This is a genomic window from Micropruina glycogenica, from assembly GCF_900289045.1.
Taxonomy (GTDB): domain Bacteria; phylum Actinomycetota; class Actinomycetes; order Propionibacteriales; family Propionibacteriaceae; genus Micropruina; species Micropruina glycogenica.
The window spans coordinates 623,121-644,644 of record NZ_LT985188.1 but is presented as its reverse complement, the minus strand read 5'-3'; the positions used below and the strand labels follow the sequence as shown (position 1 = coordinate 644,644).

The window sequence follows — 21,524 nt, the reverse complement described above, 5'->3', positions numbered from 1 at the left end:
CCTTCATGCGCTCTTCCTGTACGTTGCGTTGAACACGGCGTCGGCCAGCCAGCGTTTGAAGCTCTCGTTGTCCTGGAACTCTTTGAAGAGCTGCGTGTCATCGGCGATGAGCCGCAGCATGACCTGGCCGAGTGCGCGGTCGCTCTCGACGCGCGCGTTCGCCGGGTCGTTGTTTGCCTGCGCGTGTTGGTAGGCCACGTCTTCGGCGACGAGGCGTGGGATCTCTTCGGTGATGAAGCGTTCGACGCGGTCGGCGTCGTTCCATTCGATGTTGCCGAAGTGGGCGTTGAAGCTCTTGACGATCTCCGAGAGTCTCTCCAGTTCGGGCGTCGCCAGCATGCCGCCGCCTGCCGCGGGCACGGGGTTGAGCAGGCCATCTTCGTCGTCCAGCACGATCTTCATCGCTGTGAGCTTCTCGGCACGGTAAGACTCGAGGTCGATGTTCTCCAGGATTCCGGCGGCGAGGTCTTCCTCCTTCGGGGCGGGGAGCTTCGGCACGAGGTGGTCGAGGAAGACCGAGCGCTTCTCCCACTCAGGGCTGCCGTAGGGCAGCACCGTGGAGAGGAAGTTGTAGGTGCGCAGGAAGGCCTTCGCGTCGCCCTTGAACCTGACCTGATCGTCTTCCTCGGGAAGTTCGACGTACTCCGCGACGCACGCATCGAGAATGGGATCGAGCTGGTCGCGAGGCTCACCGGCCAGGTAGCGCGTCACGAACTCGTCGACGTGTTCCGGCGTGTAAATGCCGAAGGCGTCGAGGTCGTTGACGAGGTCATGCAGCTTGTTGGGGTCGGTCTCTTCGGCGAGCACGGTGGTGCGGTAATACGGATCGAAAGCGCGCTGGATGTCCTCGGCATCGTTGGCGAAGTCGAGCACGAACGTCTCATGCTTCGCCGGGTGCGCCCGGTTGAGCCGCGAGAGGGTTTGGACCGCGAGCACACCCGACAGGGTCTTGTCGACGTACATGGTGTGCAGCAGCGGCTCGTCGTACCCGGTCTGGAACTTGTTGGCGACGACGAGGATTCGGTACGGGCCGGTCTTGATCTGCTCAGCGATGGCCCGGGAGGGGAAACCGTTAAGGCTTGCCTCGGTGACCTGCACCCCCTTGTAGTCGTGTTCGCCGGAGAAGGCGATGATCACCTTGTACGGGCTCTTGCGTGCTGCCAGTGCGTCGCGGATGGCGTGGAAGTATTCGATGCACCGCGGGATGGATGAGGTGACGACCATCGCGCGGGCCTGCCCGCCGATCTTCTGCTTGGCGATCACCTGGCCGAGGAAGTGCTCGACCATGATGTCGGCCTTCTGCGCGATCGCGTGTTGGTTGCCCTCGACGTAGGCTCGCAGCTTCTTCGAGGCCCGCTTCACATCGAACTCCGGGTCGTCCTCGACTGTCTTCATCAGCTTGTAGTAGCTACCCACCGGCGTGTAGTTCGCGAGCACATCCACGATAAAGCCCTCTTGGATGGCCTGCTTCATCGTGTACGAGTGGAATGGGCGATGGCCGACCGTGCCGTCGGGGTTCGAGACTGCCTCGCCGAACATCTCCAGCGTCTTGTTTTTCGGTGTCGCAGTGAACGCGAAGTAGCTCGCATTCGGCAGCAGCTTCTTCGCTTCGATGATCCGGTTGATCTGATCCTCGACGCTGTCCTCCTCATCAGAATCAACACCGCCACCGAGCGCGCGAGACACGGCGGCCGAGGTCTTCGAACCCTGAGACGAGTGGGCCTCATCGATGACGATGGCGAAGTTGCGGCCCTGATGCTCTGAGCCGATGTCATCGAGAATGTAGGGAAACTTCTGCACCGTCGTGACGATCATCTTCTTGCCCGCCGTGATCGCCCGGCGCAGGTCTCCCGAGCGGTCCGCGTGGACGACTGTCGAGCCGACCTGCAAGAACGACTTGATGGTCTGCGAGAGCTGATCGTCAAGGATCACGCGGTCGGTGACGACGATGACGGAGTCGAAGGCCACGACCCCCTGGTGGGTGGCCTCGACAAGCTGGTGCACGAGCCAGGCGATCGAGTTCGACTTGCCACTGCCCGCAGAGTGCTGGATGAGGTACCGCCGACCCGCCCCGCCCTCGGCGACGTCGGCGAGCAGCTTTCGCACTACGTCAAGCTGGTGATAGCGCGGGAAGATCGCCTTCGCCGTGCGTTTACCCGTATTCGGGTTCTTCTCGGTGACGACCTGCGCGTAGTTCTCGATGATGCCGGCGAGACTCTCCGGGGCAAGGACTCGCCGCCACAGGTAGTCGGTCATCACCCCGTCAGCGTTGGGCGGGTTACCAGCGCCGTCGTTGAACCCCTGGTCGAAGGGCAGGAACCATGACGACTTGCCCTTGAGTTGCGTGCAGAACCGGACCCGCTGATCGTCGAGAGCGAAGTGCGCGATCGTGCGCCCGAAGGCGAACAGCAGCTCTCGCGGGTCGCGATCCCGCTGGTACTGCTGCACAGCGTCATCGACGGTCTGCTTGGTGATGTTGTTCTTCAGCTCGAAGGTGAACACCGGCAGGCCGTTGACGAACGCCACGAGATCGACGGCGTCGCCCCGGTTGCTGGGACTGTGGTGCACCTGCCGGGTGACGACGAAACGGTTCGCCGCGAACAGCTCGGCGGCCTTCGCGTTGCCATCGGTCGCGGTCGGGTAGTACAGGTCGATGTGCTGTCCGAGATGGTCGACCCCGTTGCGCAGCAGATGCACGACGCCGCGCTTGGTGATCTCGCCCTGCAAGCGGGCAAGGAACTTGTGACGACCGGGAGGCGACTCGGCAAGCGACAATGCCTTCGCAGCGTTCGGCTGCGTCTCCTCGATGAACGTGGTCAGGTGGCCGAGGTCGAGCGCGTAGGCTGCGTCGAAGTCGGCTGGTGCGCCCTCGGTCCAGCCACCTTCGACCATCTGGTCGACGATGAGTTCTTCGAGGCTCGATTCATTGAGGCGGTGCATTGTCAGTTGCTCTCTTCACCCGCATCGGGAGCCCAGATGAGGCGCACCTTGAGCCGCTGACCCCAGGCGAAGTCGCCCGTGATCCGCTGGGCCTGACCAAGAACGATGCTCGGCGCGATGCCAAGGTCTGACGCAAGATCGGACACGGCGGCAATGTTGCGTCCGGTTGGCAACCGGTCACGGTAGCGCTCGGGAACGAGGGTTGACGAGGCGAACTCATCGGCCTCAGCTTCCGCTTGGTCACCCGCGCCTTGAAAGAAGACCGTCTTGTGACCGTGCAGCAGCACATGGCCCAGCTCGTGGAAGAGGGTGAACCACAGTTGGTCGTCGGTCTTGCCGCGGACGGAGAGCTGCACCACCGGGTGCCCCGCGATCCAACGGGTTGCCCCATGCACGCCGAAGCCTGGGATCGGCGGAATCAGGCAGAGCGCCACGCCCACTCCACGTAGAAGCTCAGTTGCCTCCTCAAGTGCCTCAACGGGGTTCGCGTGCGCCGTCAGCGCACGCAACTGTGGAAGCAACGCTTCGAGTGCGGCCCGGTCATAGTCGCTGAGGCTCTCGATCCCGGCTTCGCGTTCGCCAAGCGCAAGCCAGGTGGCACGCTCGTACACCTTGTCGGTGGCGAGCGTCGCTCTGCGGTAGGCCACCTTCCCATGCACCCAGGTGGCGTCGAAGGCGTCGAGGTGCGCTATCCCGAAGATGGTCAACAGTTCCCGCACTGTTCCCGCCTTGTCACGTGACTCAGCCGAAACGAACTTCCAGTCGCGCAGGTACTTGAGGGGAAACCGCTTCGCCTGTTCGTACTGAGCAGCGAGCCGATCGGTCTCCGCGAGGCGGGCGAGGTCCTCTCGGTAGCCCGCCTCAAAGCGGTTCCAAATCCGAGCTGGGATGCCAGTTACCCGCTCCAGCCCAAGCGCTACCGTCGCCGACAAGGGTGCCTTGCCAGAGAGCAGCTCGGAGACGTGCTTCGGGGTCACGTCTAGACGGCGTGCCAGCTCGGCGGCGTTGATGCCGTGGTCATCGAGCCACTCCTTGATGTGGTCGCCCGGAGAAACGGCGTAGTCAGGAAGGGTAGTCATGTCAGCTCCTCTCAGTGATAGTCAACGATCTCGCGGATGAGAACGACGGTGATGATGGTGCCATCGGGTTCCACGATGAGTCGCCAGTTCGCGGTCAATCGACCAGACCACTGCCCGGCACGGTCACCCTTCAGCTCCTCCCACTTGCCCGCGATGAACAACAGGTCACCGAGTTCGCTGACCCGCCGCAACTCATCGAGGCGCAGCTTCAGAGCCTTCGCGCGCTGCGCGCCGAGCTTGCGCTGCATGTAGCGCGCATCGGTGCACTGACGCTCCAGCTCGTTGTCCCCATACCTCAACTCCATAGTGTTACCTATATCGTAACATCCGTGAGGCGGTTCGGGTAGCCGTCGGGGTCACTCATCGGCCACCTCATCCTCGCGGGTGTCGCTCTCTAGAGTGTGGATCGGGTCGTCCAGATGGCGACTTTCGCACTCTGGCACGTCAGCGAGCGTCGTCGCGATCGCACGCACGTCCACCTGCCCAGTCACCACGTCGGCGACGAGGCGCGTGCGGAACTCCTGGAGGAGAGCAATCTCGCTTGTGACACGGTTCATAGTAAGGCGGAGCGTTGAGAGCTCTTCCTCAACCATCCTGACCAGCTCTCGCTGAAATTGGAACGGGGGGACTACGAACTCAAAAGTCTTTAGGGCCGAGAGCGGCAGGTTATTCGCAAGACCCTCTGCACCGCTGATAGCTGTACGAACTTGCTGGCGGTACGCCTGCGCATTCATCGACAAGGCGAGAAAGTCAGCGTCGACGGTTGGCAAAGGGATAAGCCTGAACGTCTTGTCACTCAGGATCGCTTGGTGCTTCAGCCCTGAGACACGTGCCGCCGAACCCACCAGGTGGGGAGAGCCATTCGCCCGGGAGACCAACAAGTCGCCTTCTCTGACGCTCATAGCTTCGGGTATCGCGAATCCATCAGGTAGTCGCTTCACTTGATCCGCGCGGAAAGACCCGCCATTGACGCATCCCGACTTGAGCACTCCCCATTCGCCCGGCCCCGGCTCCTGGTTCTCCGCCTGCGGGCTGACACCTTGATCGACACGATCAAGCAGAGTTTTGAGACGCCTCCGAGGCCAATCGCCACTTCGGAGCACCTGATCACGCAAGCCAGAGCCCTGCTCTTCGAGGAGGGCGATGAGGCGGCGCTTGGCGGCGATGGCCTTGTCGATGCGGGCGTTCGCGTGGGCGAGGTACTTCACGATCGCCGCCTGCTCCGCGAGGCCGGGCACACCGAACCGCACATCCCTGAGCCTTCCGACTGAAGTATGGACGATCATCGTCCCGCTGGACTCGCGGGAAATCTGCGCCTGCACGGGAACAGCATTAAGGGCATATGCCAAGAAGAGTGAATTGAGCTCGGGCGTTGGCCGCAAGACGATCGTGTCGCCGCCACAGGCGGCGTCATCAATCTGAACTGTGGCGCATTTCCCGATGTCTGGCACGGACTCGCCGGAGGCAGCGAAGATAACGTCTCCTCGTGATACTCGAGCGTAAGAAACAGCGAGTTCCGCAGGAATGTGGCGCCGAACGTGCCTGATCGCGACACCGTAGCTCGTGTAGATGTCGCCATACCGGATGCACGGGATTCCCGACTCGGCGTCGTCGTCCTTGGACCCACCGCGACCCTTGAAGAATCGACCCATCGACGCAAGACGTCGCGATTCCCAATCGTCGCGAGCAGCCACTCTCGGCGGAGCGAAGAACCCAGAGGTCATCAGTCCTCACCCGCGATCTCGGCGATGAGGTTGTCGGTCTCGGCTTCGAGGGCCCGGATGTCGGCCTGAATCTCGGCGAGGGTGCGCATAGTGGTGGGCTTGTAGAAGTGGCGGGTGAACGAGATCTCGTAGCCGATCTTCGTCTTGGTCTCGTCGATCCACGCATCGGGCGCGTACGGCTCCACCTCGCGACGGAAGAAGGCCTCGATGCCGTCGGCATACTCACCGGCTGCTTCGGTGAGCGGCACTTGCTCCGTGTCGCGCAGCTCTGTGTCGGGCTCGTACTCGACTACGCGAACTCGCCCGTCGATGACCGCCTCGTACCGCCCGCGCAACGGGTCAGGCGATACGGCGAACGGCAGCACCTTCTTGATGATCGGCGGGGCCGCTTCATCACGGACGCCGTTTTCTTTGAGCTTCTTGACCTCGGCGGCCTTGTAGATGCGGTCGGCCTCGACGCCCGCGATGCGCAATGGGCGTTCGACGGTGATCTTGGAGTAGCCGAAATCGATACCGTCGAAGACCTTCGAGTGATCGGGTCGTCGGCCTGGTCGAAGGCTTTGTAGGTGGCGAGCACGCGGTCAGCATCGGCGTCGCTGATCTCGACGCCCTTCTCGCCGAGGTTCTTGCGCAGAGGCGTGCACCAATCCACCGCGTTGATGAGCTGGACCTTGCCTTTGCGGCGCTCTTCCTTGCGGTTGGAGATCACCCACACATACGTCGCGATACCGGTGTTGTAGAACATCTTGAGCGGTAAGGCGACGATGGCTTCGAGCCAGTCGTTTTCGATGATCCAGCGGCGGAAGTTGCTCTCGCCCTGACCGGCGTCGCCGGTGAACAGCGAGGAGCCGTTGTGCACCGATGCGATGCGGGAACCGAGGGCGGTGTGCTGCTTCATCTTGGAGATGAGGTTCGCGAGGAACATGAGCTGGCCGTCGCTGCTGCGGGTGACCAGCGAGTAGTCCGGGTCGCCGCCGTGGGTGACGATGAAGCGGGGGTCGATGATCTTCTTCGCCCCGCCCAAGCGATCCTGGTCGGTCTTCCAGCTCTTGCCGTAGGGCGGGTTGGAGAGCATGAAGTCGAACTCTTCGCCCGCGAAGGCATCGTTCGACAGGGTCGACCATTCTGGTCCGCCGACGATGTTGTCCGCCGCCATCCCTTCGCCTTTGAGGATCAGGTCGGCCTTGGCGATCGCGTAGGTCTCGGCGTTGATCTCCTGCCCATACAGGTGAGTGGAGACCTTCTTCCCGGCGGGAGCGGTGAGATGCTTGAGGGTCTCCTCCGCGACGGTGAGCATGCCACCGGTCCCCATCGCCCCGTCGTACAGACGGTAGGTGCCCGAAGGGATCACCTCGGCGATGGGCTCGAACATCAGTCGGGTCATGAGGCGCACCGCGTCACGAGGGGTCCAGTGTTCACCGGCTTCTTCGTTGTTCTCCTCGTTGAAGCGTCGCACGAGCTCTTCGAAGACCGTGCCCATGCCGTGGTTGTCCAAGCCTGCGGGTGAAAGGTCAAGGTCGGGCGAGAGGAACTTCTCGATCAGTGCCCCGAGCGCGTCGGCTTTCGTGAGGCGCGGGAGCTGGTTGCGGAACTCGAAGTTGTCGATGATCTCCTGCACATTGGGCGAGAAGCCATCGAGGTAGGCCTCGAAGTTCTGGCGGAGCCTGGTGGCGTTGGTCGCAGCGCGTAGGGTCTTGAGTGTGAATCCGGACGTGTTGTAGAAGTCCTGTTTCGCGGCGTCTCGCAGCGGTGCGTCTTGGTCGACGATCCCTGCCTGGTCAAGGGTCTTCTTCATCGCGAGGACCGCGTCTTGGGTGGGTTCGAGCACGCTGTCGAGGCGACGGAGGACGGTGAACGGCAGGATCACGTCGCGGTACTTGCCGCGCACGTAGAGGTCTCGAAGCACGTCGTCGGCGATGCTCCAGATCAGCGCGACGAGGCGAGCGTGGTTGATGGAGTTCTGCGGCAACGCGTGTCCTTCGAGTCGTGCTTCGGGTGTCCGGTCGCGGGGCGCGGTGAACCGTCTGCACGCAGATCACACTGGAACCGATAGCTTCGCTCCCCACGGATGACGATAGGCGCCACCACGGACATTCTCTCCGAGTGTCGTGCCCGAGAGGGGGATCGTCGAACTATGGAGCGCTGGCGGTTGCTCGCTCTACGACTGCGGCATGGAGCGCCTGGACGTGGTGCGAGAGCTTCCTGAACCTCGGCTGGTCGGGGTCGTACGCCTTGCGGGTGCGGTCGCGCACGAGGGCCGTGAGTGTCCAGATCACTGAGACCATGAGGTCGTCGTCGGCCAGCACCGCCTTGACGCAGTCGCTCCGAGGGTGTGGCACCTCGATGCGGCGTTCTCGCACCTCGGTGACGACTTTCTCGACGACCTGCACCTTGACAGCGCCGTCGCGGTGGGCGCGGCGGTCTTCGTAGGCGGCCTTGCGGCAAGCGGGAGAACAGTACAGGCGCGGCCTGCCTGTGGACCTCACCTCTTTGAGCTTGGTGCCGCACCGGGCGCAAGTGGTTGGCAGCTCGACCCGGCGCTCAACACGTACCGTTCGGTCCCGGCGGCGCTGCTCCGCCTGCTTACGTTCACGGAGGCGTGCGGCCTGGTTTGCGTTGATCTCGCTGAGCAGCACGAGCATGCGCTTTCGCTCCGCACGCACCGTCGAGTCGGGCTCGTCTCGGTCCACTGCGGCGAGCTTCCCGAGCACGCGCTTGTTGAGCGTCGGGAGTGCCAGGGTCGCTTCCAGCAGCTCCGCATCGTCGCCCGCTTCGAGGGCGGCGACCCAGCGGGAGTAGCGGCCGTTGAAGTCGGTCGCTGTGGGGTCGTAGCGCTTGGTGGCCATGCTCTAAGGTACGTCTGTTTCGTCACCGACGTAAGTGTCGATGTTGGATCTGCAAGAGGCGTGTGACCTCAAAGTGGTGACGGGCGGACGGGCGAAAGTGTGCATCGTGCGGAGGCCCGTGCACCTGTCTGGCATGCGAAGCGACGATCGGAACCTGAGGCTGCGTGTGACGCGGCGCGAGGAGCCTGACCTCGGCAAGCTGATCGAGTGGGTGCTGAACATCGCCGAGGCCCGACACCGCGCCTGGCTGGACGGCGAGCCCGACCCCTACGGGCTGCCACCGCCCGAGGGCCTGGCATCTGCGCCCCGCTGAGCTCTTCGTTTTGTCAGGGGTGCGCGAGAGGATCGACACCAAGAAGCACCCCGGCAAGGAGCCTCCGATGAGCACCGCGACACTCGACACCACGACGTCCCAGCGGGCCGCCGAGACCCCCGTCATGCTGGCTGTGTCCTACCTCCGCGTCTCGACGCGGGAGCAGGCCGAGCGCGGCGGCACCGACGAAGGCTTCTCGATCCCCGCCCAGCGCGAGGCCAACGCGAGGAAAGCCGACGAGCCGGGCGCGCGGAGCGTGCGCGAGTTCATCGACGCCGGAGAATCAGCGCGCTCAGCGGATCGTGGCGGGCTGCAGGACATGCTGGCGTTCATCGCCGCGTCGCAGGTGCAGTTCTGCATCGTGCACAAGCTCGACCGGCTCGCCCGTAACCGCGCCGATGATGTGAAGATTCACGAAGCGCTCATCAGCGCCGGGGTCACGCTCGTGTCGGCTACCGAGTCGATCGATCAGACGCCTTCGGGGATGCTCGTTCACGGCATCATGTCGAGCATCGCCGAGTTCTACTCCCCGCAACCTCGCCACCGAAGTCACCAAGGGGCTCACGCAGAAGGTCGCGCAAGGCGGTACCCCAGGACGCGCTCCCATCGGCTACCTCAAAGTGCGCCAGACCGACGACCAAGGCCGCGAGATACGCACCGTCGAGGTTGATCCCGAACGTGCACCGCTGATCGCGTGGGCGTTCGAGCGTTACGCCGCCGGCGAGACCTCTGTGACGGCGCTGCTGCGCGATCTCACCGCGCGTGGCCTGGTGTCGGTGCCGTCGCCGAAGCGTCCATCCAGGCCGCTGGGGAAGAATGCGCTCTACCGTGTGTTGACGAACCCGTACTACGCCGGAGTTATCCGCTACAAGGGCGCGCTGCATCCCGGCGCGCACGAGCCCATTGTGAAGCCAGCGTTGTTCGATCAGGTGCAGTCGCTGTTGAAGGCTCGCAACGCGCACGCAACCCGGCATGTGCAGCATGCTCACCATCTGAAGGGTCTGCTGCACTGCGGTACTTGCGGGTCGCGGATGCTGCTGGACTTCGCCACCAATCCGAGAGGCACGACCTACGCCTACTTCGTCTGCTCCGGTAGGGCATCAAAACGGACAACCTGCACCCGCCGAGCGGTGCCCGTCCAGGTTGCGGAGCGCTTGGTCGAAGACTCCTACGCCAACATCACGATCAGCGAAGACGACTACCGGCACCTCGCCGCCGAGGTTGACGCCGCGTTCGACAAGCGATCTGCTGGCCGCGATCAGGAGTTCGCCGACCTCACGGCGAACCGTGCACGCCTGGAGGCCGAGAGCGACAAGCTCCTGGCGGCGCACTTCGCCGACGCCATCGACCTTCCGACTCTCAAGCGGCACCAAGACCGCGTCCGAGCCGGACTCGCCGACATCGAGCACCGCCTGCGCGAGCACGACGAACTGCACGTCGGCGGTCGGGGGTTCCTCCACGACAGCCTGCGGCTGCTTGCCGACGCGCGCCGTGCCTACGCTCACTCGGACGACGGGAGCAGGAGGCTGGCGAACCAAGCGTTCTACACGCGGTTGGAGATCACCGAGGACGAGCAGCTACACCCGCGCCTCGCGGAACCGTTCGCGAGGCGACCGGAGGCAAGGAAGCCAAAAGGGACGCCTCGACAGGCTCAACGACCGGGAACAGCGATGTCGCGTGTTCCCGTAAGACACTTTGGGTGGAGCTAAGGGGATTCGAACCCCTGACCTCTTCCATGCCATGGAAGCGCGCTACCAACTGCGCCATAGCCCCGAGTACTGCGGACGAGGGTCAACGTTACCGAATCGGCGCGGGCTTGTGAAATCGAAGGGGCCGGAGAAGACTCGCGATCATGATGGCCGAAACGCCTCTGGTTCTTCCCCTCTCGACATGCTCCGCGAACGGCCTGGCTGAGGTCGGCGGCAAGGCGGCCAACCTCGGCGAGCTCGTCCGAGCCGGTTTCGCCGTACCCGACGGGTTCGTGGTCACCACGGCCGGTTATGACCTGGCCGTCGCCGGCACCGACTTGGCGCAGCTGGTCGAGGCCGGGGACGCCGCCGGTATCGCCCGGCTCTTCGACACCGTCGCACTGCCGCCGGAACTGACCGACGCGATCGCCGGCGCCTACCGCGACCTGGACGAGCCGGCCGTGGCGGTACGGTCGTCGGCGACCGCCGAAGACCTGCCCGACGCCAGCTTCGCCGGCCAGCAGGACACCTACCTCAACGTCACCGGCACTGACGCGCTGCTGGCGTCGATCAGGCGCTGCTGGGCCTCGCTCTGGGGCGAGCGCGCGGTGGCGTACCGGGCCCAGCACCACACCGGCGCGGCGCCGCGCATCGCGGTGGTCGTGCAGCGGCTCGTGCCCGCCGACGTGGCCGGGGTGATGTTCACCGCCAACCCGGGCAACGGACGCCGCGACCAGACCGTCATCACCGCCGCGTGGGGGCTGGGTGAGGCCGTGGTCGGCGGCCAGGTCGAACCCGACGAGTACGTCGTCACGGCCGGCACTGACGTGCGGCAACGCATCGCCGGCAAGTCTGTGCGCGCCGTGCTCACCGACGGCGGGTCGACCACCGAGGCCACGCCGGCCGATCTGGTCGACCGGGCCACGCTGACCACCGAGCAGGCCCGCGAACTGGCCGCTCTGGGTGCGCGGGTCGAGCAGCATTTCGGACGCCCGCAAGACGTCGAGTGGGCGCTGGTCGGCGAGCGGTTCGCCCTGCTGCAGGCGCGGCCGATCACCGCACTGCCCGAGCCGACCGGTGATCGCCCGACCGAGTGGCCAATGCCCCGTGACAAGGCGATGTACTTTCGCGCCAGCATCATCGAACAGTTGCCCGACCCGCTGACGCCCCTGTTCGCCGACCTGGTCAGACCGGCGGTGCCGGCGGGTCTGAAGGCACTGATGGCCGAACTGGGCCCCAACCTGGGTGAGCTCGACATCGACTTCGTGACCATCAACGGCTACGCCTTCTACGACTACAGCAACGCCGCGCTGAACAAGATGTGGGGCATGACCCCGCATGCGCTGCGGCTGCTGAGCCGCAAGAACTTCGTGCTCGACCGTTGGCGCGACCGGGCCCTGCCCGCCTACCGCGACGTCGTGGCGCCGTGGTCGTCGCGGCCGCCGTCCGAACTGAGCGGGGCCGAGTTGCTGCAGGGCGCCCGCGAACTGCTCGAAGCCGGTTGCCGCTACTACACCAACGTGCAGATGGTGATTCCGATGGCCGCAACCACCGAGCTCAGTTGGGCGGCCCTGTATGACGGTGTGCTGCGCGGGTCGAGCGACGCGCAGGCGTCCGATTTTCTGCTCGGCTTCGATTCGGCCCCCATCGTGGCCGAGAAGGCGCTGTACGAACTGGCCGTGTGGTGTCGGGACGTGCCGGGGCTGCCCGAGGCGCTCGAGCGGGTCGGCGCTCCCCTGCCGCACGATGCCCCCGAGGGTGTCGCCGACGCCGACTGGGGTCGGTTCCGGGCCCGGTTCGCCGCCCATCTGGACGCTCACGGTCACACGCTGTACAACCTTGACTTCGCCAACCCGGTGCCGGCGGACGAGCCGACGCCGGTGCTCGAGGCGGTCCGGCATGCGATTGCCGGTCGAGCGGCCGACCCTGCGGAACGCCAGCGCCGCATGACGCAGCGGCGCAGCATGCTCACCGGCGAACTGATGGACCGACTCGACCCCGTCCGGCGCCGCATGGCGCGGGCGAGCCTGAGCGCGGCGCAGCGGTGGGCGCCGATTCGCGAGGACGCCCTCGCGGCGATTGGTCTGGGCTGGCCCACCATGCGGGCGTTGCTCGGTGAGTTGGGCGCGCGGCTCGTGGCGGCCGGAGGCATCGAATCGGTCGCGGACGTGTACTGGCTGACCGAGGCCGAGGCTGAGACCGATGCGGCCGCCCTCGACGACGGGGGCGCCGTGCGCGACCACCGGGCGTCCATCGACGAGCGGCGCATGATCTGGCGCGGGCAGGCGCTCGCCACCCCGCCGCAGTACCTGCCGGTGGCGGGCTGGATCACCTGGATGGACAGCATGATGCCCGCCCACACCGGCGAGCAGACCGGTCCGACGTTGAAGGGCACGGGCGGTTCGGGCGGCATCGTCACCGCGCCCGCCCGGGTGCTAGCCGGGGCAGAGGACTTCGCCGCGTTTCAGCCGGGCGAGATTCTGGTGGCCTCGATCACCACCCCCGCCTACACCCCGTTGTTCGCCCTGGCCGCGGGGGTGGTGACCGACATCGGTGGGGTGCTCAGCCACGGCTCGATCGTGGCCCGCGAGTACGGCATTCCGGCCGTCCTCGGCACCGGCGTGGCAACCAAGCGCATCGCCACGGGTGACGTGATCACGGTTGACGGCAGCGCTGGTGTGGTTCACCTGGGCGGCGAACCGGAGGCTGCGGCACCCGCGGGCAAGGCGGTGCCGACGTGGGCCTGGGTGACGGGCGCCGCAGCGGCGACAGCGGGCGTGGTCGCCCTGATCGCCCGCCGTCGCCAGTCCTGAGCCAGAAGTAGAACCGTCCCCTGATCCGGATCAGGGGACGGTTCTACTTCTGGCTCAAGGGACGGTTCTCATTCCGGCTCACGAGGTGACGGGGTGTTCCGATCACGAATCGGGAACGGTTCATCTCCCAGCTCGCCATGGTCCTGAGCAGTAATGACCGTGCCCAGTTACCGGCCAGGCGCGACGTTGTTCCACGACAGCAGCCGCCAACTCTCCCCCGCCGGCTGCAGAATCGACCATGACGCGTTCCACAGACCGCCCAGGGTGAGGTTGTGGGCGTAGTCAAGGCCCAGCAGAAAGACCGACGCCACCCGCAGCGAAAACCCGTGCCCAACGGCGACCACGGTCTGTCCGTCGGGGGTGTCGAGGGCGAGGTCGAGCAGCGCCTCGGCCACCCGGGCGCCCGCCTCGGACCCGGTCTCACCGGACGCCGATCGGCGCGCGTCTCGTCCGGCATACAGGGCCTCGCGAAAGTCGGGGTGCGCGGCGAACACCTGCTCGTTGGTCAGCCCGACCCAGTCGCCCACGTTGATCTCTTGCAGCCGGCGGTTCGGCTCGACCGGCAACCCGGTCAGCGCACCCAACTCATCGGCGGTCGCGCCGGCTCGGCCCAGGTCGGACGACACGATGCGCGCCGGCCCCAGGGCCGCCAGGTAGGGCGCCGCCGCCCGTGCCTGGGCCACACCCCGCTCGTTGAGCGCCACGTCGGCCTGGCCCTGGTACCGGCCGTCGGCGTTCCACTCCGTTTCGCCGTGCCGCCACAGCACGACCCGGGTTGCGGTCACGGCGTGGGGGCCGCGGGGGTCTCGACACGCTCCACCGACGGTTCGTCCGACAGGTCGATACGCGGGCAGTCCCGCCACAGCCTTTCCAGTGTATACAGCGCCCGCTCTTCGCTGTGCATGACGTGCACGACCAGATCGATGAAGTCGAGCAGCACCCAGCGATTCTCACCGTGCCCCTCGCGCCTGGCCGGCTTGGCTCCGTCGGCCAGCAGGGCCTCTTCGACGGCGTCGACGATGGCGCCGACCTGCCGTTCGTTGCCCGCGCTCACGATCAGGAAAACGTCGGTGATCGCCAGGGGCACAGACACGTCGAACGCCACGGGATCGCTGCCGAGCTTGTCGGAGGCCGCCTTTGCGGCGAGCCGGGTGAGGCGGATCGCGTGGTCTGTTGCAGTCATCGAGCTCCCAGGGTTTCGTGCGTGCTAGCGGTAGAGGCCGCGCTTGGCGATGTACTGGACGATACCGTCCGGCACCAGGTACCAGATCGGCAGCCGCTCCTGCACCCGGTTGCGGCAGTCGGTGGATGAGATCGCGAGCGCCGGCACCTCCATCAAGGTCACCTTGTCGGCCGGCAGGTGCGCGATGTCATGATCGCCGAGCGGAGTGCCCGGCCTGCTGACCCCCACGAAGTGGGCCAGCTCGAACAGCTCCAGCACGCCGTGCCAGGTCAGAATCTGGCTGAGCGCGTCGGCACCGGTGATGAAGAACAGGTCGACATCGTCGCCGTAGTGGGCCCGAATGTCGTGCAGCGTGTCGAGGGTGTAGGTCGACCCGGGACGGTCGATGTCGACCCGGCTGACCGAGAACCGCGGGTTCGACGCGGTGGCGATGGTGGTCATCAGGTAGCGGTCTTCGGCCAGCGACACCTCGCGGTCGGCCTTCTGCCACGGGTGACCGGTGGGCACGAACACCACCTCGTCGAGGCCGAACCTGGCCCCCACCTCGCTGGCCGCCACCAGGTGGCCGTGGTGAATCGGGTCGAACGTGCCGCCCATCACCCCGAGCCGTCGCCGCCTGGACCCGTCGTTCTTCCAGACGATGCCGGTATTGGTCATCAGCTATGCGGACGGCTCTTGCCCACGCCCCACACCACGCGCAGCCCGATCATCAACGCGGCGAACACCGTGGCGCCCACGATCCACGGAAAGTACGGGTTGTGCGCTGCGGCCTCTGTCGTCTCCAGAAGAATGCCCATGCGCGGCATCGTAGTGGCCCGGGGCGCCGTGAGCCACGGCAGATGCGCTTGTCGCCGCACCTTTGGTGCACGTGAGCTGCTTCGCTGTGACGGCCGAGGCCGCCCGTCGTCGTGAAATGACGACCGTTGTCGCGGGGATCACCGCTCGGCAGGCGGGCGAGGGCACCAGATCGGTCATCAGTTGACGAGCCGATCGGACGCCGGCGGCTCACGGACGGGTCTGGCCGTCGCCGGTCACGATGTATTTCGACGAGGTCATCTCGGCCAGCCCCATCGGCCCGCGGGCGTGCAACTTCTGGGTCGAGATGCCGATCTCGGCGCCGAACCCGAACTCGCCGCCGTCCACGAAGCGCGACGAGGCGTTCACCAGTACGGCGGCGGCGTCCACCTGGGCCACGAAACGGTCGGCCGAGACCCGATCGTTGGTGACGATCGTCTCCGAATGCCCGGTGGTGTGGTCGCGAATGTGCTCGATGGCGGCGTCCACCGAGTCGACCACGGCGGCGGCGATGTCGAGCGAGAGGTACTCGGCGTCGAACTCGTCCGGACCGGCCGGCACCACCTGGTCTGAATAGCGCTGCACCGCGTCGGTGCCGTGCACAGTGACGCCCTGCGCGGCGAGAGCGTCCAGCGCCTTGGGCACGAACTCGTCGGCGATCGCGGCGTGCACCAGCAGCGTCTCGGCCGCGTTGCACACGCTGGGCCGTTGCACCTTGGCGTTCAGCAGGATCTCGATGGCCATGGCCTGGTCGGCACTGGCGTCGACGAAGATGTGACAGTTGCCGGTGCCGGTTTCGATCACCGGCACCTTGCTGCCGTTCACGACTGCGTTGATCAGCCCGGCGCCGCCGCGCGGGATTAGCACGTCGACCAGACCGCGCGCCGCCATCAGCTCGTCGGTCACCTCGCGTCCACCCTCGACCAGTTGCACGGCGTCGGCCGGCAACCCCACCGCCTCGAGACCGGCGCGCAGCGCCTGGACGACGGCGCGATTCGATTCCAGGGCCGAGGACGACCCGCGCAACAGCGCCGCGTTGCCCGACTTCAAGCAGATGCCGGCCGCGTCGGCGGTCACGTTCGGACGGGCCTCGTAGATGATGCCGACCACCCCGAACGGCACCCGTACCTGACGCACCTGCACGCCGTTGGCGTTCGTCCAACCCCGCACAACGTCGCCGACCGGGTCGGGCAGCCGGGCCAGGTCACGAAGCCCGCCGACCATGCCGTCGACGCGCTGCGGGTTGAGTCGCAGCCGATCGATCAGGGCGTCGGACGTACCCGCCTCGCGAGCCCGGTCGACGTCGCGCAGGTTGGCGTCCAGCACGGATCGTTCGGCGTCGGCCAGCGCGTCGGCCATGGCGTTCAGCGCGGCGTCCTTGGCCACCCGATTGAGGGTGGCGAGAGTGACGGCGGCCCGCTTGGCGGCCCGCGCCTGGTCTTCGAAGGTCACGGCCGAACAATACCGGCCTGGCGCGTATTGGGGACGGTTCCGATTGGGCGCCACCGAGTCGCACAACACTAGATGTAGGGGTGGCGCGAGATAGGAACCGTCCCCAACTCGCGCCAGCATCCCAGGGGGCGGGGAGATCCCGGCGTTCGCCGGGATGACGGGTGGTCTGTGGCCGGACGTGAGGGGTGCGGCTTCTTCGTTGCGGCGGGGGCGTGCCGGGTGCCCGGGCCCCCGGACGGTGGGTTACGCCGACGCGGGACGCCCGGACCGCCTCCCCCTCCCCCCGATGGTCAGGAGACCAGCCCCCCGAACACTTCGACGTCGACGAGTCGCAGCCCCTGACCCGACAGTTCCTTTGACTTGCGCTGGAACCCGTACCTGTCGTCGTTGTACCACAGCGCATGCGCGCTGGCCGAGGCCGAAGCCTGTTACACCGGTGAGGTGCTCGAGGGCGAAGCCCTGCAGGGCGAGCAGTTCGCCGACCAGGCGGCGTTGCGCGAAGAGTGCCGCGCGGTTCATCTGGTGGTGTTGCGGCGCCTGGTCGAGGGGCACGCCGGCGCCGGCAACACCGACGAGGCACTGCGCCACGGTTTGCGGCTGCTGAGGGTCGACCCCTACGACGAGCCCACGCATCTGGTGCTGGTCGGTCGGCTCGCCGCCGCGCGACGGCACGGCGAAGCGCTGCGCCACTACCGGCTCTACACCGCCCGCATGCGTGACCTGGGCATTGAACCGGCCGGATTTCCCGGCCCGGCCAGCCCGCCGTCGCCGTCATGACCGCGCATCGCCGCAGGCGGGCGCATGCTGCCGGCAGAACGAGGGACGCCCCAGGTGGGACGACCTGGCGGCTCAGTCGTCGAGCCAGAGCGAGACGACGACCTTGCCGGACTCCTGGCTGTTGCGAGCCGTTTCGAACGCCTCGATGATGTGCTTGGCGTCGATCACGTGCGTCACGACCTTGCCGATCGAGGGGTTGGCGGCGAGGAGAGTGATCGCCTGGTCGATCTCGTCGTCGAACCGGAAGGTGCCGAGATACTGCACCTCGCGACTGACCAGCGGCGCCAGATTCACCGCGATCGGTTCAGCGGGCAGAATGCCGACCTGCACGACGATGCCGGCCGCGCGAACTGCGCTCAGCGCCTGGCTGACAGCGGGGGCGACCCCGGAGCACTCCAGTGCCACGTCGAAGGCCGTCTGCGGCACGTCCTGCTCGCCCGCCTTGTAGGTCGCGGTGGCACCAAGGGCGCGGGCGCGCTCCAGAGGGCCGTCCAACATGTCGGTGGCAGCGACCTCACTGGCGCCGAGCGCCACCGCGGCGGCCACGGCGCAGAGCCCGATCGGGCCCGACCCGGTGACGAGCACCTTCTTGCCCTCGACACCTCCGGCGATCCGGATCGCGTGCAGCGCCACCGCAAGCGGTTCGGCCAGTGCCGCCTCCTTCAGAGAGAGGCCCTCCGGCAGTTCGCGCAGCATGAACTCGTTCACCGCTCGGTACTCGCTCATGCCGCCCTGGGTGTGCGGCGTGGTGGACGCGCTGCCGAAGTAGCTGCCGCCGGGCCACAGGTACTTGCGGTCCTCGATGCCGGGTTGCGAGGTGCCGAAGGTGGCGGGGGCGATGGTGACGGGGGTGCCGGGCGCCCACTTGCCGGACGGGTCACGCTCGACCACGCCCGACATCTCATGCCCGGGCGTGAAGGGTTCGGTGACCACGAAGGCGCCGTTGCGGCCGTGGAAGTAGTAGTGCAGGTCGGAGCCGCAGATGCCGCCGTACATCATCCGGACCAGCACCTCGTCGGCGGCCGGCTCGGGAACCGGGGCGTCCTCGATGGTGATCTGTTCGGCACCGTGGATCTTCAAGGTCTTCATCGACTGTCCTTTCGAGGCGGGTCGTAGCGGGTGTGGAGATCCCGGCGTTCGCCGGATGACGAGATCGGTAAGCGGGCCGTGGCGGGTGTGGAGATCCCGGCGTTCGCCGGGATGACGGGTGGAGTTGGTTCAGGCGTCCAAGGCGGTTCTTGCTGCGTCGCGGACGCCGTGGGTGATGATGATCTCGACCAGTTCGGCGACCCGGCCGACGAACTCGTCGTGTGTGGCGAGAGCCTCGGGGAAGAAGCCGCCGCGCATGATCTTCTCGACGTGGGCCCGCACCGATCCGGCGCCGGTGGTGACCGCCGCCAGCTTCTCTTTGGCCGGCTCGATCATCGCTGCGGCGATCGGGCCGGGGTCGAAACCTTCCGGGGGCGCGACGCAGGCGATCCACCCGGCCACCATCAGGGCGAGCTGCTGCGGCATCTCGCCCAGGTTCAGCAGGCGCAGCGCCGGGTCGGGCACCCGCTGCAGCAGCTTGAGCGAACCGTCGGAGCCGACTCGAGCGGTCGCGTCGCCGAGCGCGTGGTTGCTCCAGCGGTCGAACAGTTGAGCGATGTAGGCCTGCGGGTCGAAACCGCTGGGCAAGTCGATGCTGGGCAGGTATTCGACGTTCAGCAACTCGGTGACGCATTCGCGCACGAAGTCCTGGCCGAAGCTGGCCGGAATGGTGTCGGCGCCCGAAAGGCCGCCGAGGTAGGCGATCAGCGAGTGCGAGCCGTTGAGCAGCCGCAGCTTGACCAGTTCGTACGCCTCGACCTCGTCGGAGAAGATCGCTCCCCCCTCTTCCCAGGCCGGACGTCCGGCGGCGAACTTGTCCTCGATCACCCACATGCTGAACCGTTCGGCGGGCACCGGGATGGCGTCAGTGACCCCGAGCAGCTCCCGTACCCGGGCCCGTGTGGCGTCGGTGGTGCCGGGCACGATGCGATCGACCATCGCGTTGGGAAACGTGACGGACGCCTCGAACCAGTCGTGAAAGCCGTCCGGCGTGGCGGTCGCCTGCAAGTACTGGGTGACCATCTTCTGCGCCGTGTGGCCGGCCGAGACCAGGTTGTCGCACGACAGGATGGTCAGCGGTCCCCCGTCGCCCTGGTAGCGCCTGATCAGGGCCCCGGCGAGCTGGCCGATGCTGGTGCGCGGGGCGGCGGGGTTGGCCAGGTCGGCGCTGACCAGATCGCCGTCCACGTCGAGGTCGCCGGTCACCGCGTTGCGGCAGTAGCCGTTCTCCGAAATGGTCATGGTGACGATCTTGATCTCGGGGCTGGCGATGCGGGCCATCAGTTCGGCGGTCTGTTCCGATGCCACCAGGGTTTCGCGGTGCACGTCCATCACGTCGACCCGCTCGCCGGCGCTGCTGAGTTCGAGGATCGAGTAGAGAAAGCCCTGGCCGGCCAGCGAATCGACCACCCGGCGCGAACGGTTGGCGACGGCGACGATTCCCCAGTCACCACCCTGCGCGGCCATGGCCTTCGCGGTGTAGACCGCGGCGTGGGCGCGGTGGAAGTTGCCGATACCGAGGTGCAGCATGCCCGGGGTGGGCGGGGCGCTGACGCCCAGCACGGCACCGTCGTACGTGGCCTTCGAGAGGGCTTGGGTCATCGTCGATCACCAATCTGTGAGGGTTCCGTCGCGTCGTCGCGCGACGGGCAGGTAGGCCGCTTCGTAGTCTTCCGCACGGTGCAGGTCCTCGGTGAGGGTTACGCCCAGACCGGGCTCGTCGCCGGGCTGCAGGTGGCCGTCCTCGACGCGCCAGGCGTGCGGAAACGCCTCGTGCACGAGATCGGGGTAGCCCATGTACTCCTGAATGGCGAAGTTGTGCGTGGCCACACCCAGGTGAATGGACGCCGCGAGCGAGATCGGTGACACGTCGGAGGGCCCGTGCGGCGCCGCCTGCACGCCGTGCACCTCGGCCAGGGCGAAGATCTTGCGAATGTGGCTGATGCCGCCGGCGTGCACGACCGCGGCACGAATGTAGTCGATCAGCCGGTTCTCGATCAGGTACTGGCAGTCCCAGATAGTGTTGAACACCTCGCCGATGGCCAGCGGCGTGGTGGTGTGCTGACGCACCAGCCGCAGCGCCTCCTGGTCTTCGGCCGGGGTGACGTCCTCCAGCCAGTACAGGCCGACCGGCTCCAGCGCCTTGCCGAGCCGGGCGGCCTGAATCGGGGTGAGCCGGTGGTGGGCGTCGTGCAGCAGATTGACGCCGGGGCCGACCTGCTCGCGGACGCCCTCGATCACCCCGGGCACGTAGCGCAGATACGCCTCGGCGTCCCAGGTCTCCTCGGCCGGACGGGCGGAGCGTCCCGCGGGCTCGTAGACCGGACCGTCCTTGGTGACCCCGTACACGACGTCGAGTTCGGGCACGCCGGTCTGCACCCGGATGTTGCTGAAGCCGGCCTCGCGATGGGCGTCCACCTGGTCGAGCAGGGCAGGCAGGTCCCAGCCGAAGGCGTGCCGGTAGGTGGCCAACCGGTCGCGGACGCGTCCGCCGAACAGCTGGTAGAGCGGCTGGCCGGTGCGCTTGCCGAGAATGTCCCACAGGGCGATATCGACCGCGCCGATGGCGGCCATGCCGATCGGGCCGCGGCGCCAGTACACGCCCCGGTACAGGTATTGCCAGGTGTCTTCGATGCGGCCCGGGTCGCGGCCGATCAGCAGCGGCCCGACGTGGTCGCGCAGGTAGGCGGCCACGGACAGTTCGCGTCCGTTCACGGTGGCGTCACCGAGGCCGACGATGCCGTCGCGGGTGGTCAGCCGCAGCGTCACGTAGTTGCGCGACGGGCTGCTGACGAGCACTTCGACCTTCTCGATGACGTCCATCG

General features: G+C 66.7%; 20 protein-coding genes and 1 tRNA gene. 5 read left to right on the top strand and 16 right to left on the bottom strand.

The annotated features are described in order from the left end of the window. Positions 1-3: 3 nt before the first annotated feature. The 7 genes from MPLG2_RS03010 to MPLG2_RS02985 form a co-directional block, all read right to left on the bottom strand. Complete coding sequence (locus MPLG2_RS03010; RefSeq protein ID WP_105184863.1) at positions 4-2,940, bottom strand: type I restriction endonuclease subunit R; 2,937 nt, start codon at positions 2,938-2,940, stop codon at positions 4-6. 2 nt (positions 2,941-2,942) lie between these two features. Next, positions 2,943-4,019, bottom strand: coding sequence for an ImmA/IrrE family metallo-endopeptidase (locus MPLG2_RS03005; protein WP_105184862.1), 1,077 nt, complete (start codon positions 4,017-4,019; stop codon positions 2,943-2,945). 11 nt (positions 4,020-4,030) lie between these two features. Further along, complete coding sequence (locus MPLG2_RS03000) at positions 4,031-4,267, bottom strand: type II toxin-antitoxin system RelE/ParE family toxin (RefSeq protein ID WP_231935765.1); 237 nt, start codon at positions 4,265-4,267, stop codon at positions 4,031-4,033. Positions 4,268-4,375: 108 nt separating this feature from the next. Further along, positions 4,376-5,743 carry a restriction endonuclease subunit S gene (locus MPLG2_RS02995; protein WP_105184860.1) on the bottom strand — a complete coding sequence of 456 codons (1,368 nt, stop codon included), beginning with the start codon at positions 5,741-5,743 and terminating at the stop codon, positions 4,376-4,378. Next, positions 5,743-6,108 carry a hypothetical protein gene (locus tag MPLG2_RS18915; protein WP_197710058.1) on the bottom strand — a complete coding sequence of 122 codons (366 nt, stop codon included), beginning with the start codon at positions 6,106-6,108 and terminating at the stop codon, positions 5,743-5,745. Before MPLG2_RS18915 ends, MPLG2_RS02995 begins: the two co-directional genes overlap by 1 nt. Next, positions 6,033-7,712, bottom strand: coding sequence for a type I restriction-modification system subunit M (locus MPLG2_RS02990; protein WP_197710057.1), 1,680 nt, complete (start codon positions 7,710-7,712; stop codon positions 6,033-6,035). Before MPLG2_RS02990 ends, MPLG2_RS18915 begins: the two co-directional genes overlap by 76 nt. Before the next feature lie 163 nt (positions 7,713-7,875). Further along, positions 7,876-8,589: a hypothetical protein gene (locus tag MPLG2_RS02985; RefSeq protein WP_105184859.1), complete on the bottom strand. Its 714-nt coding sequence runs from the start codon at positions 8,587-8,589 to the stop codon at positions 7,876-7,878. Positions 8,590-8,755: 166 nt separating this feature from the next. Between MPLG2_RS02985 and MPLG2_RS18240 the strand changes: the two genes are divergently transcribed. The 3 genes from MPLG2_RS18240 (at position 8,756) to MPLG2_RS02970 (ending at position 10,611) form a co-directional block, all read left to right on the top strand. Next, on the top strand, positions 8,756-8,902 hold the full coding sequence (locus MPLG2_RS18240; RefSeq protein WP_158680822.1) for a hypothetical protein: 147 nt from the start codon (positions 8,756-8,758) through the stop codon (positions 8,900-8,902). 67 nt (positions 8,903-8,969) lie between these two features. After that, complete coding sequence (locus MPLG2_RS02975) at positions 8,970-9,572, top strand: recombinase family protein (protein WP_158680821.1); 603 nt, start codon at positions 8,970-8,972, stop codon at positions 9,570-9,572. Beyond that, complete coding sequence (locus MPLG2_RS02970; RefSeq protein ID WP_105184856.1) at positions 9,523-10,611, top strand: recombinase family protein; 1,089 nt, start codon at positions 9,523-9,525, stop codon at positions 10,609-10,611. The genes MPLG2_RS02975 and MPLG2_RS02970 overlap by 50 nt, the downstream gene beginning before the upstream one ends. Here the strand turns inward: MPLG2_RS02970 and MPLG2_RS02965 are convergent. Further along, a tRNA-Ala gene (locus MPLG2_RS02965) sits at positions 10,603-10,675 on the bottom strand. The two genes, MPLG2_RS02970 and MPLG2_RS02965, sit on opposite strands and share 9 nt — an antisense overlap. A 79-nt stretch (positions 10,676-10,754) precedes the next feature. On the opposite strand from MPLG2_RS02965, the gene MPLG2_RS02960 reads away from it, so the two are divergent. Continuing rightward, positions 10,755-13,403, top strand: a complete 2,649-nt coding sequence (locus MPLG2_RS02960; protein WP_197710056.1) for a PEP/pyruvate-binding domain-containing protein — start codon at positions 10,755-10,757, stop codon at positions 13,401-13,403. A gap of 167 nt (positions 13,404-13,570) precedes the next feature. Here the strand turns inward: MPLG2_RS02960 and MPLG2_RS02955 are convergent, their stop codons facing one another. The 5 genes from MPLG2_RS02955 to MPLG2_RS02940 all read right to left on the bottom strand — a co-directional run bounded on the left by MPLG2_RS02955 (position 13,571) and on the right by MPLG2_RS02940 (position 16,953). Beyond that, positions 13,571-14,188: a histidine phosphatase family protein gene (locus MPLG2_RS02955; RefSeq protein WP_158680820.1), complete on the bottom strand. Its 618-nt coding sequence runs from the start codon at positions 14,186-14,188 to the stop codon at positions 13,571-13,573. After that, positions 14,185-14,586: a ribosome silencing factor gene (gene rsfS, locus MPLG2_RS02950; RefSeq protein WP_105184854.1), complete on the bottom strand. Its 402-nt coding sequence runs from the start codon at positions 14,584-14,586 to the stop codon at positions 14,185-14,187. Before rsfS ends, MPLG2_RS02955 begins: the two co-directional genes overlap by 4 nt. A gap of 24 nt (positions 14,587-14,610) precedes the next feature. Beyond that, positions 14,611-15,243 (bottom strand): nicotinate-nucleotide adenylyltransferase, encoded by a 633-nt coding sequence (gene nadD, locus MPLG2_RS02945; RefSeq protein WP_105184853.1) that lies wholly within the window; start codon positions 15,241-15,243, stop codon positions 14,611-14,613. Beyond that, positions 15,243-15,383 carry a hypothetical protein gene (locus MPLG2_RS18235; protein WP_158680819.1) on the bottom strand — a complete coding sequence of 47 codons (141 nt, stop codon included), beginning with the start codon at positions 15,381-15,383 and terminating at the stop codon, positions 15,243-15,245. Before MPLG2_RS18235 ends, nadD begins: the two co-directional genes overlap by 1 nt. A 208-nt stretch (positions 15,384-15,591) precedes the next feature. Beyond that, positions 15,592-16,953 carry a glutamate-5-semialdehyde dehydrogenase gene (locus tag MPLG2_RS02940; protein WP_105184852.1) on the bottom strand — a complete coding sequence of 454 codons (1,362 nt, stop codon included), beginning with the start codon at positions 16,951-16,953 and terminating at the stop codon, positions 15,592-15,594. Positions 16,954-17,193: 240 nt separating this feature from the next. Between MPLG2_RS02940 and MPLG2_RS02935 the strand changes: the two genes are divergently transcribed. After that, entirely contained in the window at positions 17,194-17,610 is a 417-nt protein-coding gene (locus tag MPLG2_RS02935) for a bacterial transcriptional activator domain-containing protein (RefSeq protein ID WP_105184851.1), read from the top strand. Between the two features lie 72 nt (positions 17,611-17,682). Here the strand turns inward: MPLG2_RS02935 and MPLG2_RS02930 are convergent, their stop codons facing one another. The 3 genes from MPLG2_RS02930 to manD form a co-directional block, all read right to left on the bottom strand. Continuing rightward, entirely contained in the window at positions 17,683-18,699 is a 1,017-nt protein-coding gene (locus MPLG2_RS02930) for an L-idonate 5-dehydrogenase (RefSeq protein WP_105184850.1), read from the bottom strand. A 129-nt stretch (positions 18,700-18,828) separates the two neighbouring features. Next, positions 18,829-20,301: a mannitol dehydrogenase family protein gene (locus MPLG2_RS02925; RefSeq protein WP_105184849.1), complete on the bottom strand. Its 1,473-nt coding sequence runs from the start codon at positions 20,299-20,301 to the stop codon at positions 18,829-18,831. Between the two features lie 6 nt (positions 20,302-20,307). Further along, the gene (manD, locus tag MPLG2_RS02920) at positions 20,308-21,522 is read right to left on the bottom strand and encodes a D-mannonate dehydratase ManD (protein ID WP_105184848.1); all 1,215 of its coding nucleotides are present in this window, start codon (positions 21,520-21,522) and stop codon (positions 20,308-20,310) included. Between the last annotated feature and the right edge of the window lie 2 nt (positions 21,523-21,524).

Bases quoted from the DNA above. Each gene is read 5' to 3' on its own strand.
- MPLG2_RS03010 (WP_105184863.1), bottom strand. From the start codon at position 2,940: ATGCACCGCCTCAATGAATCGAGCCTCGAAGAACTCATCGTCGACCAG.
- MPLG2_RS03005 (WP_105184862.1), bottom strand. From the start codon at position 4,019: ATGACTACCCTTCCTGACTACGCCGTTTCTCCGGGCGACCACATCAAG.
- MPLG2_RS03000 (WP_231935765.1), bottom strand. From the start codon at position 4,267: ATGCAGCGCAAGCTCGGCGCGCAGCGCGCGAAGGCTCTGAAGCTGCGC.
- MPLG2_RS02995 (WP_105184860.1), bottom strand. From the start codon at position 5,743: ATGACCTCTGGGTTCTTCGCTCCGCCGAGAGTGGCTGCTCGCGACGAT.
- MPLG2_RS02985 (WP_105184859.1), bottom strand. From the start codon at position 8,589: ATGGCCACCAAGCGCTACGACCCCACAGCGACCGACTTCAACGGCCGC.
- MPLG2_RS02975 (WP_158680821.1), top strand. From the start codon at position 8,970: ATGAGCACCGCGACACTCGACACCACGACGTCCCAGCGGGCCGCCGAG.
- MPLG2_RS02960 (WP_197710056.1), top strand. From the start codon at position 10,755: ATGATGGCCGAAACGCCTCTGGTTCTTCCCCTCTCGACATGCTCCGCG.
- rsfS (WP_105184854.1), bottom strand. From the start codon at position 14,586: ATGACTGCAACAGACCACGCGATCCGCCTCACCCGGCTCGCCGCAAAG.
- nadD (WP_105184853.1), bottom strand. From the start codon at position 15,243: ATGACCAATACCGGCATCGTCTGGAAGAACGACGGGTCCAGGCGGCGA.
- MPLG2_RS18235 (WP_158680819.1), bottom strand. From the start codon at position 15,383: ATGGGCATTCTTCTGGAGACGACAGAGGCCGCAGCGCACAACCCGTAC.
- MPLG2_RS02940 (WP_105184852.1), bottom strand. From the start codon at position 16,953: ATGCTGGCGCGAGTTGGGGACGGTTCCTATCTCGCGCCACCCCTACAT.
- MPLG2_RS02930 (WP_105184850.1), bottom strand. From the start codon at position 18,699: ATGAAGACCTTGAAGATCCACGGTGCCGAACAGATCACCATCGAGGAC.
- MPLG2_RS02925 (WP_105184849.1), bottom strand. From the start codon at position 20,301: ATGACCCAAGCCCTCTCGAAGGCCACGTACGACGGTGCCGTGCTGGGC.
- manD (WP_105184848.1), bottom strand. From the start codon at position 21,522: ATGGACGTCATCGAGAAGGTCGAAGTGCTCGTCAGCAGCCCGTCGCGC.